Origin of the sequence: Mycobacterium sp. (assembly GCF_025933915.1) — a bacterium.
Taxonomy (GTDB): Bacteria; Actinomycetota; Actinomycetes; order Mycobacteriales; family Mycobacteriaceae; genus Mycobacterium.
The window spans coordinates 1-11,772 of record NZ_JAICZA010000144.1; the positions used below are offsets into that span (position 1 = coordinate 1).

Consider the following 11,772-nt stretch of genomic DNA (forward strand, 5'->3'; position numbering starts at 1 on the left):
CGACGGCCTCGTGCAGTTGCGGATCTCCGGTGGCCGCGAACGCCAGGCTCACCCGTGATCCGGTGAGCGCCGACAACAACGTCGCCGTGGTGTGCAGGTCGGCCCGCGCCTTGTCATCCGAGGTTCCCGCCGCCGCCAGAATCACCGAATCTCGCGGGTGCCAGCCGCATTTCAGCAGCTGATCGCCGACGATCCGCGCGATCTGACCGCTCGGGCCCAACGCCGGGGTTATGGTCACGTTCGGGTGTCCACTGATCGCGACGTGGGCGGGCAGGTCGGCCCGGACGTGATATCCGCGCGACAGGAACGCCGGCACCACGATGGTGGGGCGGCCGGCGGACCCCGCCAGGACTTCACTGGGGGTGGGGCCCACCACGTCCACGTACGCGACGTCGACCGTGTGACCGACGAGCGTACTGACCTGTGCCGCAAGGCCTTCGATCATCGTCACGCCGCCGGGTCTGCGGGTGCCGTGCGCGACCAGGATCAGCGCCATGGGGATTCATCCGGATGGTCGATCGCGAGCCGGTAGCCACGCTTGACCACCGTGGCGATGATGTTCTTGTCGCCCAGTGCCGTTCGCAGCCGCAGCACGGCCGTGTCGACGGCGTGTGGGTCGTTGCTGGTGCCGGGGAGGACCCGCAATAAGTCGTTGCGCGCGACGACGTCGCCGGGTCGCTCAGCCAGCGCCCGCAGCGTCGCCATGCCCGATCCCGACAGGGACCTCGCCGAACCGTCGACCAGGACACAGGTCCCGCGAATCTCCATCTCGTGACCGGCCGCGCGGATGGTGCAGGACCGAAGCGACGGGAGTTCTTGGGCAATGTGACGGGCCAACGCGCCCAGCCGCATTCGCTCGGGTGATGACGTGGGGACCCCGGCACGGATCAATGGTTGCGCGGTAACCGGGCCCACGCACATCGCGTGTACGTCGCTGCGAAGTGCTTGCAACAGTTGGTCTTCAACGCCCAATTCGCGGCCGCGCTCCAGCAGCGCCGCACCAGCGGGTGCCGAGGTGAAGGTCACCGCGTCGAACAGCCGCCGGGCGAGGGAGGTGACGAGCTGGTCGAAGTCGCCGCCGGCCGGCGTTGGCTTCCAGCGGTATACGTGGATGGGCAGCACCTGCGCTCCCGCGGACCGCAATGCGCCGAGGAACTCCGGGAATGGGTCCCAACCGTCGGCCGCACCGTGCAGCTGGACGGCGATCCGTTTGCCGGCGACATTCGATTCGAGCAGGTATCGCAGGACTTCGCGCGACGATTCGGATTTGGGGGACCACTCCTCGTGCAAGCCGGCGGCGCGCAACGCGCCGGTCGCCTTCGGTCCGCGGGCCACGATCCGCGCGTTCGAGAGCGACGCCAGCAGTTGGGTGGCCAGGCCCCAACCGTCGGCCGCGGCGACCCAGCCGCGGAAGCCGATGCCGGTGTGCGCCACCAAGATATCGGGAGGCCGAGCGATCACCGCTTCGGTATGGTCGTGCAGTTCGTCGTCTTCGGGCAGCGCGATGATGTCGATGGCCGCGGCACTGGAGACCTCCGCGCCGTTGCGGCGCAGCAACGCGCACAGCTCTTCGGCCCGGTTCGCCGACGTCACGGCGATCCGGTAGCCGGTCAGCGGCGCGGAGTCTGGTGGGGCCAGTTGGGGGGCCATATGAACTGTGTATGCCTGCGACGTTTCGGTTGCGTTACCGAGCAATTGCTGTGGCATTGCCCGTGTTGCGAGTCCGCTCACACATGCGCGGCCTCGGCTTCCGGCCGTGCGCCGGGCAGGCCCGGGGCTGTGGCTGGGCGCCGAACGTAGACCCTCCACGTCATGATCGCCGCACCGACGTAGGAAGCCAGAAACACCCAGTACGCCGCCGTCTCGGTGCCGGTGCTCAGGTAGGACTGCCGCAGCGCCAGGTTGATTCCCACGCCGCCGAACGCGCCGACGGCGGAGCAGATGCCGATCAGCGATCCCGACTTCGCGCGCGCCCAATGACGGCGGCCGTCCTCGCTCATGTCCAGCCCGCGACTGCGTGCCTCATAGACCGACGGGATCAACTTGAACACCGACCCGTTTCCCATGCCGGACAGGATGAACAGCACCATGAAGCCGACGATGCAGCCGATCATGCTGACGGGGCGTGCCGCGGCGTGATGGTCATCGAGAATGCTGATCGTGACCAACAGCGCGGCCCCCAGGGTCATCCCGGCGAGGACGCCCAGCGTGACACGGCTGCCACCGACGCGGTCGGCCAGCCGGCCACCGTAGATGCGCGCCAGGGAGCCCAGCAGGGGGCCGACGAAGGCCACCTGCGCGGCGTGCAGTGCCGCGTGCTTGGCGCTCTCCCCGTCTTCCAGGAAGTGGACCTGCATGACCTGCCCGAAGGCGAAGGAGAAGCCGATCCAGGAGCCGAAGGTGGCGATGTAGAGCAGCGAGATCACGTGGGTGTCGCGCTCGAACAGGATCGAACGCAGGGTGCCCAGCTGGGTGCCGTGGTGGATGTTGTCCATGGACAACGCGGCCGTGATGCCCACGCCGACCAGCAACACCAGGTAGATTGCGCACACCCAATACGGAGCCTCGTGGCCGGCGGTGGCCAGCACCAGCAGGCCGACCAGCTGGATCACCGCGACCCCGAGGTTGGCGACGCCGGCGTTCATCGCCAGTGCGGCGCCCTTGAGCCGCTGCGGATAGAAGGCGTTGACGTTGGCCAGGGAGGCCGCGTAGTTGCCGCCGCCCAGCCCGGTCAGCGCGGCGCACAGCACGAAAAACCACAGTGGCAGACCGGGATTGGTCAGCAACGCGAGCGTGCCCGCCGTCGGGATCAGCAACACGAAGGCCGAGAACGTCGTCCAATTGCGACCGCCGAAGGCGGCGATACCCAGGGTGTAGGGGATCCGGGCGCAACCACCGACCAGGGTGGCCACCGCGCCCAGCAACAGCTTGTCGCCGGCGGAGAAGCCGTAGACGGACGCGGGCATGAACAGCGCCATGACGGGCCACAGCGTCCAGATCGAGAAGGCCACGTGGTCACCGGCGATGGTGCCGAGCAGATTGCGCCGGGCGACCTTATTGTTGCCGGACTCCCAGGCCGCCGTGTCTTCCGGATTCCAGTCCGCGATATGGTGGTTGCGGCGCGGTGGAATCGCTTGGGCCCGTTGACATATAGACCTAACGCGCGCGTGCATGCCGATCCTCTCCTCAGAAAGCGATTCGGGGTCTAGCCGGCGACACCCGGGCGTCCCGCATGAAGGGGCATGCCCCGCCGTGGCTTCCGATGCTCACATCTAGGACGCGAGCGGGTCAACCGGAACCGGCCGATATGAACTGTTAGTTGATTACCAGTTATCTGGTAAGTCCCTGAAGGGCCGTCGACCGCGCGAATGTCGGCCGTCACCAAGTGATCTCACACTATCGTGCGGGTTGATGTGATCTGCCCTACAGTCGATCGCGCGGAGGCGCCGGCGCAATTGCGTTAGGCGAACGGCCAACTCGCGACGGCACCGGTCGGGGTCCCAACCGAAGTCCTGGGCCGCGCCCAGTGCAGCCGCACCGACTGGCCGGGCCGCACCTGGGCGACCTTGTCGACGTCCTCGTCGACCACCACGCCCACCACCGGATAGCCGCCGGTGACGGGGTGGTCCGGACCGAGGATCACCGGTAAACCGTTGGGCGGCACCTGGATTGCGCCGCGAGTGGCGCCCTCGCTGGGCAGCTGCCGGTCCGGATGGCGGGACTGCAGGGGGCGGCCGGTCAATCGCATCCCCACCCGGTCGCTGCGATCGGACACCACCCAATCGGTGCGCACCAGTGCGTCGGGGTCGACGAACCAATCGTCGCGCGGACCGGGCACCACGGACAGCTCGACGACGGTGCCGGTGATGGCCGCCACCGGCGCCTGGTCCAGTTCGGGGTAGTCCTCGGTGTGCGCGCCGATCGGGAGCCGATCTCCGGTCTGCAGTGGCGACGGCCCGATGGCCGACATCACGTCGTAGCTGCGCGAGCCCAGCACCGGCTCCACACAGATGCCGCCGCGGACCGCGAGGTAGCTCCGCAGCCCCGCGCGCGGGGTGCCCAAGGAGATCATTTGGCCGTCGCGCACATGCTGAATGCTGTTGGTGCCGAACTTGATTCCGTTGACGGTCGGATCGGTGTCGGCACCCGTCACCGCGATGTCGATGTCGCTGCCCCGGACCCTGGCGGTGAAACCGCCGAACGTCACCTCCACGGTGGCGCGGTCGTCGGGGTTGGCCACCAGCCGGTTGGCCAGCTGGTGCGCCTGCCGGTCGGCGGCTCCGGACCGGCTCACGCCGAGGTGGGCCAGTCCCGGCCGGCCGAGGTCTTGGACGACGGCGAGCGGCCCGGTGCGGAGGATCTCCAGGATTGCCACGGTTGTCTCCTCTTCTATGGTGGCGACTTGCTTCGCCCGGCTGCGCCGCGCTCGCGATCGCCACTCGGCTACCTGGCTAGACCGCCCGGAACTGAACCCACATGCCCTGCATCAGCAGCGCCGGGTCGGGTCGCTGCAGATCCCACAGGACCGCGTCGGTGCGGCCGATGAGTTGCCAACCGCCGGGGGAGCGGCGCGGATAGATCGCGCTGAATTCACCGGCGAGGGCAACGGAACCGGCGGGCACGGAGGTCCGCGGCTCGGCGCGGCGCGGCACCCGCAGGCGCGGGTCGCCGTCGACCAGATACGCGAAGCCGGGCGCGAATCCGCTGAATCCGACCTGCCACGGGGTGGCGGTGTGGGCATCGATCACCTGCGGGATGGTCAGCCCGGTGTGGCCGGCGACCTCGGCGAGGTCGGGGCCGTCGTAGACGATGTCGATCACCACGTCGGCGCGGCGCTCCGACCGGGCCGCCTGCGGGGTGGTGACGCGCATCGTGCGCAGCCGCCGGCGGACGACCCCTTGGCGGCGGGGGTCGTCCAGCTTAACCAGCACCGTGCGGGCCGCCGGCACGAGGTCGACCACTCCCGGTATCGGCTGACAGCGCAGCGCGTCCGCCCACGCCAAAACCTCTGCGGTACTGCCACATTGCACCATCAGCGCTCGATCGCCGTAGTCCAGGACGGTGTTGCCCGCCAGCTCTGTCGGCAGGTCGTGGGCCAGGTCGCCGCTAAGGTCCGTCACGCTCATTACTCGACGGTAACCCCGGGATCGGGGCTCGTGCGAGGGGCGGCGGTGGGATTTTCGAGCACTGCCAGAGCTGCCTTAGCAAACGCTCAAACAGGCGGTGCGCGCCCGGGGGTGCCTAGCCCAGGATTTTGGTGATCAGCGGGGGCAATTGGTCGGCGATCAGCGGGTAGCTCAGCGGTGACGCGAAGGCGATCGCGCCGGCCTGTTCCTTGGTGGTGAAGATGTGGCGGTTCTGCGCGGTGGTGAGCGACCCCGCCACCTCGGGGTCGGCCAGCAGCGCCTTCTGATCGTCCGGGTTACGGGTCGTCCAGATCACCACGTCGGCCGAATCGAGCACCGACTTGATGTGATCGCGGGGGATGACGGCCCGCTGATCGGTGCCGAACGGCTTGATGCCGTCGGCGATGACCAGCCCCATCTGGTTCAGGAAGTCCGTGCGCCAGCCCGCCATGGTGGCGACGACCGTGCCCCGCCACAGCGCGCCGTGCATCAGCAGCGCCTTCTTGCCGGTCCACTGCGGATACTTCTTGCCGACGTCGGTGAACTTCTGGTCGACACCGTCGATCAACGACTTCATCTGGTCCGCCTGGAACACCGCCTGGCCGACGGCGGTGGCCTGCTCCTTCCACGGCTCGAAGAAGGCGTCCCCACCGGATTGCGCGACGGTCGGGGCGATCGCGGACAGCTTCTGATAGGTGTCGGCGTCCAGGCCGGCATTGACGGCCACGATCAGGTCGGGTTTCAGACCCGCGATCTGGTCCACCGGGATGCCGTTGTCCAGGCTCAACACCACCGGCTGCGCCCCGCGGAGCTTGGGCGCGGCCCACGGCCAGACCCCGAACGGCTGGTCACCGAACCAGTTGGTCACCGCGATCGGCACCACTCCGACGGCGAGCAGGTCGTCCTGCTCGGTGTAACCGGCGCTGACGACGCGCTTGGGGGGTTCCTTGATGACGGTCTGACCGAACAGGTGGGTGATGGTCACCGATCCGGGGCCGCCGCCTCCCGGGGGCGATCGGCGTGACGAGCAGCCCGCCGAAAGCGCCGTGAACCCGGCGCTCGCGGCGACACCGGAAGCCGCTGCGAGCTGCAAGAATCCCCGTCGATTCCATCCCTGTCGCATCGCGTGAGAGTATCGCGTTCCGCCCGCGCAGATGTATCGCCGCGCTGCTGAGGTCCCGCATCGGCACCGCGGCGCGGCCCGGCGATGGGCGCGCGTCGCAGAGTTCTGACAAACCGGGACGGGCCGTTGCGATTTCTGCGTATCGCCCACGTAACTGTGCACACCAGGACCGGTAACAGTGCGTCTTTAGCGTCAAGTGATCACGCCCGCGCCTCATTCACTTTCCGCACTTGATTCGCAAGGGAGCCCCATCAATGACCACGACCATCAGCCCGGCAGTGCAGCCCGCGCCGACGCGCCAACGTCATGCGGGACGGCACTGGATCGACGACTGGCGGCCGGAAGACCCCGAGTTCTGGGAGACCACCGGCAAGGCGATCGCGCGCCGGAACTTGATCTTCTCGATCTTTGCCGAGCACGTCGGGTTCAGCGTCTGGATGTTGTGGAGCATCGTGGTGGTGCAGATGACGGCGGCCGGCGGTCATGGACAGCCCAGCCAGCCCGGCGCCTCCGGGTGGGCGCTGACCGCCAGCCAGGCCCTGTTCCTGGTCGCCCTCCCCAGCGGTGTCGGCGCCTTCCTGAGGTTGCCGTACACGTTTGCGGTCCCGATTTTCGGCGGCCGCAACTGGACGACCATCTCGGCGGCGCTGCTGCTGATCCCGTGCTTGCTGTTGGCGTGGGCGGTGAGCCATCCCGGTACCCCGTTCGCGATCCTGGTCGTGATCGCCGCGACCGCCGGCTTCGGCGGCGGCAACTTCGCCTCGTCGATGGCCAACATCTCCTTCTTCTACCCGGAGAAGGACAAGGGCTGGGCGCTGGGCCTGAACGCGGCCGGCGGCAACCTCGGCGTCGCCGTCGTGCAGAAGATCATTCCGCCGATAGTCATCGCGGGCGGCGGGGTGGCGCTCTCGCGCGCCGGGCTGTTCTACGTGCCGCTGGCCGTCGTGGCCGCCGTCTGCGCGTTCCTGTTCATGAACAACCTGACCGAAGCGAAGGCCGACGTGAAGCCGGTGTGGCAGTCGCTGCGCCACCCCGACACCTGGGTCATGTCACTGCTGTACATCGGCACGTTCGGATCCTTCATCGGCTACTCGGCCGCCTTCCCGACCCTGCTCAAAACGGTGTTCGGCCGCGGTGATATCGCGCTGACCTGGGCCTTCCTCGGCGCCGGCATCGGATCGGTGATCCGCCCCCTCGGCGGCAAGCTGGCCGACCGGATCGGCGGGGCGCGCATCACCGCCTTCAGCTTCGCGCTGCTCGCCATCGGCGCGGCGGCGGCGCTGTGGTCGGTGCGGGCGGTCAACCTGCCGATGTTCTTCGCCAGTTTCATGTTCTTGTTCGTCGCCACCGGCATCGGCAATGGCTCGACCTACCGGATGATTTCGCGGATCTTCAAGATCAAAGGCGAGCTGGCCGGCGGCGATCCCGACACCATGGTGCAGATGCGCCGCCAGGCCGCCGGCGCGTTGGGCGTCATCTCGGCGGTGGGCGCGTTCGGCGGGTTCATCGTGCCGCTGGCCTACTCCTGGTCAAAGTCGGAATTCGGCAGCATCGAACCGGCGCTGCGGTTCTACCTCGCGTTCTTCCTCGCCCTGCTGGGCGTCACCTGGTACTGCTACCTGCGCAAGCACAACGCGATCACGCGGGTCGGAATCTAATCAGACGGCCGCTGCCTGCCGCCGTAATTCTCCCAAGGGCTGTAGTCGGCGATCAGCTCTTCCTGCGGTGGCCGCTGGTCTTCCGGAACGTGCTGCAGGTTGATCCGGATCCGATACCAGATCGAGCTGGGCCCGCGCATGCCGTCGACCAGGACGTCGGGCGGCCGCAGCCGGGCGGCCACCGCCGGGTAACGATCGCGCCAGGTGTCCAGCGCCGCCATCGCCTCGTCCTTGGTCTTGGTGCGGGCGATCTCGATCAGCGGCATCGTGGAGCGCCGCCGCCCTGACGCCCCGTCGGGCCGCCTGCCCGATCCCTTCGGCGCGCGTTCGGGAGGCCCCATTTCCTCGGCCAGCACCAGCAGCCGATCGAGCTCGCCGACCGTGTCGTCCATTCCCGCCCAGGGGTCGCCCACTTCGGCGAACCGGCCGGGCACGGTATCGATGGTGAACACCTCGGGCCGGCACTCGGCGACCTCGTCCCAGTGCAGCGGTGTCGAGACCCGGGCGTCGGGGGTGGCCCGCACCGAGTAGGCCGACGCGACCGTGCGGTCCTTCGCGTTCTGGTTGAAGTCGACGAACACCCCCTCGCGTTCTTCCTTCCACCAGCGGCTGGTCGCCGCCTCGGGCACGCGCCGCTCGACCTCCCGGGCGACGGTCTGTGCGGCCAGCCGCACCTGGCGAAACTCCCAGCGCCGGGCGATGCGGGCGTAGACGTGAAAGCCGCGCGAACCGGACGTCTTCGGCCATGCGGTCAGTCCGTAGTCCTCGAGCACCTCGCGGGCCACCAGCGCGACGTCCACGATGCGCGGCCAGGTGACCCCGGGCATCGGGTCCAAGTCGACCCGCAGCTCGTCGGGGTGATCGAGGTCGTCGGCGAGCACTGGGTGCGGATTCAGGTCGACGCATCCCAGGTTGATCGCCCAGGCCAGCCCCGCGGCGTCGCGGATGACGGCCTCGGCCGCGGACGTGCCTCGCGCGTAACGGAGTTCGGCGACGTCGACCCAGTCCGGCCGTTTTGCCGGCGCGCGTTTCTGGAACACCGCCTCTTCCGAGATGCCCTTGACGAAGCGCTTCAGGATCATCGGGCGCCCGGCCACACCGCGCAGGGCGCCGTCGGCGACAGCCAGGTAATAGCGGACCAGGTCGAGCTTGGTGTACGGGCCCGAGGTTTTGTGGCCGCTCGTGCGGGGGAATACGACCTTGTCCGGATGGGTGATGGTGACACGGCGCCCGGCCACCTCCAGCGAAACCGGACGGGTCATGTGGTTCATGTTAATTCGCCGGAATTTCTGGCCGAGCTGAGACGGACGTCACATATGGTGGGTTCCATGCCTAACCTCCTTGGCCTGCCCGGTCAGGCCTCCAAAGCCGTAGCGAAAGTTCAGCAATACGTCGAACGCGGCTCGGCCGAATTGCACTACCTGCGCCGGATCATCGAGTCGGGCGCTTTCCGGCTGGAGCCGCCGCAGAACTATGCGGCGATGGCCACCGACATCTACAAGTGGGGCGAGTTCGGCATGCTGCCGTCGCTCAACGCCAGGCGCCACCCCGACCGCGCGGCGTGCATCGACGAGGACGGCGAATTCAGCTACGCCGAGCTCAACGAGGCGGCGCACGCGGTGGCCAACGGCCTGATCGCCAAGGGCGTCAGGGCCGGGGACGGCGTCGCCATCCTGGCGCGCAACCACCGCTGGTTTTTGGTCGCCAACTACGGTGTGGCCCGGGTGGGCGCCCGCATCATCCTGCTCAACAGCGAGTTCTCCGGGCCGCAGATCAAAGAGGTCTCCGAGCGCGAGGGCGCCAAGGTGATCATCTACGACGACGAGTACACCAAGGCGGTCAGCAAGGCCGATCCGCCGCTGGGCAAGCTGCGCGCGCTGGGCACCAACCCCGATCAAGGCCCCGACGACGAGCCGTCGGGCAGCACCGACGAGACGCTGGCCGAGCTGATCGAGCGCAGCAGCAAGGAGCCGGCCCCCAAGGCGGGCAAGCACGCCTCGGTCATCATTCTGACCAGCGGAACGACCGGTACTCCGAAGGGCGCGAACCGCAGTACGCCGCCGACGTTGGCGCCGGTCGGCGGCATCCTGTCCCACGTCCCGTTCAAGGCCGGTGAGGTGACGTCGCTGCCGTCGCCGATGTTCCACGCCCTGGGGTATCTGCACGCGACGATCGCCATGTTCCTGGGCTCGACGCTCGTGCTGCGGCGCAAGTTCAAGCCGCCGCTGGTGTTGGAGGACGTCGAGAAGTACAAGCCGACCGCCATGGTGGTGGTGCCGGTGATGCTGTCGCGCCTCATCGACACCATCGAGAAGATGGACAAAAAGCCCGACCTGTCCAGCCTGCGGATCGTGTTCGTCTCGGGCTCCCAACTGGGTGCCGAGCTGGCCGCCCGCGCGCTCAAGGACATCGGGCCGGTCCTCTACAACATGTACGGCTCGACCGAGATCGCCTTCGCCACCATCGCCGGCCCCAAGGACCTGGAGCGCAACGCGGCGACGGTGGGCCCGGTCGTCAAGGGTGTGAAGGTCAAGATCTTCGACGACAACGGCAAGGAATTGCCCCAGGGAGAGGTCGGCCGGATCTTCGTCGGCAACACCTTCCCGTTCGCGGGCTACACCGGGGGCGGTAACAAGCAGATCATCGATGGCCTGTTGTCCTCGGGAGACGTCGGATATTTCGACGAGCACGGCCTGCTGTACGTGAGCGGCCGCGACGACGAAATGATCGTCTCCGGCGGTGAGAACGTCTTCCCCGCCGAAGTCGAGGATCTGATCAGCGGGCACCCCGAGGTCGTCGAGGCCACCGCGATCGGTGTCGAAGACAAGGAGTGGGGGCACCGCCTGCGTGCCTTCGTGGTCAAGAAGGGCGACGCCGACCTCGACGAGGACACCGTCAAGCACTACGTGCGCGATCACCTGGCGCGCTACAAGGTGCCGCGTGAGGTCGTCTTCCTCGACGAGCTGCCCCGCAACCCGACCGGCAAGATCCTCAAGCGCGAGCTGCGCGAGATGGAGATTTAGCTGCGCCAGCAGACCTCAGCGGCGGTCTTTGATGGCCCGGGTGATGTCGGCCGTGAGCTTCGGGTCGACCAGGAGCTGGTCGATCAGCGCGGTGAGCACCTCTTGCCCGGTCACCCGGGCGACGCCTAGCCGGTCGGCCGCTTCGCGCTGCCAGATGTCGAGGGCCCGGTGGGTGGCCGCCGCGAGGTCGACGGTCCGGCGGGTCCGCTGGGTGCGTCCGGCCTGGTTGGCCGACGGCTGGCTGGCGATCCGCTGGCCGCGTGGCTGCCCGAGGCTGAGGCGCTCGGTCGGCGCGGCGTCTCCGGAGGGGCCGGCGGCCGAGGCGGGGGCGCGAAAGGATCCGGCGCTGGGTCCGTTGTGGTTGGGCTTGAAGTTCACTTCGGTGTCTTCCTCCGTGAGTGCGAATCAGTAAATCAGCGCTCGTCGCCTATGTGTCAATACTGATTCTCTCACCGACGCCACCCTAAGTCGCGCCGCCGGGCCGCGGGCGGCCCGTGGGCGCTGACGGCGTGATGTGCGGTGGCGTCGCGGAAAGGCGCCTCCGGGTGCAGGTGGAGGAGCAAATTGTCAAAGGTAGCTGCTGGGCCCGGAAAAGGCGGGTGATATTACGTCTGGTTGAAATCCACTGCCTGCCATTCGCACGGAATCAGTCGATCCGCTAATACGGATATATTGACATCAGTAAATACGCCGGCCTCGGCCAGTACATCAGTACATTGGCGCTGACCTCGGGCATTAAGGCGCTCGGGTCCACCGTTGTCAGTACTTGCGGATAAATAGCTTGCAGAAATACGCATTTTCTAGCACGCAGATATAGCGGGCCTTACGCATCATTGTTGTGC

Annotated in this window: 10 protein-coding genes; 2 read left to right on the forward strand and 8 right to left on the reverse strand. The window is 67.8% G+C overall.

Going from position 1 to position 11,772, the window contains the following annotated elements; all coding sequences use genetic code 11:
* From Q0W90_RS19240 to Q0W90_RS19265, 6 genes are all read right to left on the reverse strand, one after another.
* The coding region (locus Q0W90_RS19240) for a CbiX/SirB N-terminal domain-containing protein (RefSeq protein ID WP_297775878.1) at nucleotides 1–496 on the reverse strand (496 nt) is incomplete at its 3' end.
* Nucleotides 487–1,638, reverse strand: a complete 1,152-nt coding sequence (locus Q0W90_RS19245; RefSeq protein ID WP_297775886.1) for a uroporphyrinogen-III synthase — start codon at nucleotides 1,636–1,638, stop codon at nucleotides 487–489. The genes Q0W90_RS19240 and Q0W90_RS19245, both read right to left, overlap by 10 nt.
* 89 nt (nucleotides 1,639–1,727) lie before the next feature.
* The gene (locus Q0W90_RS19250; protein ID WP_297594500.1) at nucleotides 1,728–3,173 is read right to left on the reverse strand and encodes a nitrate/nitrite transporter; all 1,446 of its coding nucleotides are present in this window, start codon (nucleotides 3,171–3,173) and stop codon (nucleotides 1,728–1,730) included.
* Nucleotides 3,174–3,460: 287 nt separating this feature from the next.
* Nucleotides 3,461–4,375, reverse strand: coding sequence for a 5-oxoprolinase/urea amidolyase family protein (locus Q0W90_RS19255; RefSeq protein WP_297594502.1), 915 nt, complete (start codon nucleotides 4,373–4,375; stop codon nucleotides 3,461–3,463).
* A gap of 76 nt (nucleotides 4,376–4,451) precedes the next feature.
* Nucleotides 4,452–5,126, reverse strand: coding sequence for an allophanate hydrolase subunit 1 (locus Q0W90_RS19260; RefSeq protein ID WP_297594504.1), 675 nt, complete (start codon nucleotides 5,124–5,126; stop codon nucleotides 4,452–4,454).
* A 115-nt stretch (nucleotides 5,127–5,241) separates the two neighbouring features.
* Nucleotides 5,242–6,249, reverse strand: coding sequence for an ABC transporter substrate-binding protein (locus Q0W90_RS19265; protein WP_297594506.1), 1,008 nt, complete (start codon nucleotides 6,247–6,249; stop codon nucleotides 5,242–5,244).
* A 254-nt stretch (nucleotides 6,250–6,503) separates the two neighbouring features.
* On the opposite strand from Q0W90_RS19265, the gene Q0W90_RS19270 reads away from it, so the two are divergent.
* Nucleotides 6,504–7,907: a nitrate/nitrite transporter gene (locus Q0W90_RS19270; protein WP_297775882.1), complete on the forward strand. Its 1,404-nt coding sequence runs from the start codon at nucleotides 6,504–6,506 to the stop codon at nucleotides 7,905–7,907.
* Here the strand turns inward: Q0W90_RS19270 and Q0W90_RS19275 are convergent.
* Entirely contained in the window at nucleotides 7,904–9,178 is a 1,275-nt protein-coding gene (locus Q0W90_RS19275; RefSeq protein ID WP_297594510.1) for a DNA polymerase domain-containing protein, read from the reverse strand. The genes Q0W90_RS19270 and Q0W90_RS19275 overlap by 4 nt on opposite strands.
* Before the next feature lie 57 nt (nucleotides 9,179–9,235).
* On the opposite strand from Q0W90_RS19275, the gene fadD2 reads away from it, so the two are divergent.
* On the forward strand, nucleotides 9,236–10,930 hold the full coding sequence (fadD2, locus tag Q0W90_RS19280) for a long-chain-fatty-acid--CoA ligase FadD2 (RefSeq protein ID WP_297594512.1): 1,695 nt from the start codon (nucleotides 9,236–9,238) through the stop codon (nucleotides 10,928–10,930).
* Between the two features lie 15 nt (nucleotides 10,931–10,945).
* Here fadD2 and Q0W90_RS19285 read toward each other — a convergent pair whose 3' ends face one another.
* Nucleotides 10,946–11,308: an ATPase gene (locus Q0W90_RS19285; protein WP_297594514.1), complete on the reverse strand. Its 363-nt coding sequence runs from the start codon at nucleotides 11,306–11,308 to the stop codon at nucleotides 10,946–10,948.
* Nucleotides 11,309–11,772: the final 464 nt, after the last annotated feature.

What these genes read in the sequence shown, in the direction of transcription:
- Q0W90_RS19250 (WP_297594500.1), bottom strand. Translation starts at nt 3,173, where the DNA reads ATGCACGCGCGCGTTAGGTCTATATGTCAACGGGCCCAAGCGATTCCA.
- Q0W90_RS19260 (WP_297594504.1), bottom strand. Translation starts at nt 5,126, where the DNA reads ATGAGCGTGACGGACCTTAGCGGCGACCTGGCCCACGACCTGCCGACA.
- Q0W90_RS19265 (WP_297594506.1), bottom strand. Translation starts at nt 6,249, where the DNA reads ATGCGACAGGGATGGAATCGACGGGGATTCTTGCAGCTCGCAGCGGCT.
- Q0W90_RS19270 (WP_297775882.1), top strand. Translation starts at nt 6,504, where the DNA reads ATGACCACGACCATCAGCCCGGCAGTGCAGCCCGCGCCGACGCGCCAA.
- Q0W90_RS19275 (WP_297594510.1), bottom strand. Translation starts at nt 9,178, where the DNA reads ATGAACCACATGACCCGTCCGGTTTCGCTGGAGGTGGCCGGGCGCCGT.
- fadD2 (WP_297594512.1), top strand. Translation starts at nt 9,236, where the DNA reads ATGCCTAACCTCCTTGGCCTGCCCGGTCAGGCCTCCAAAGCCGTAGCG.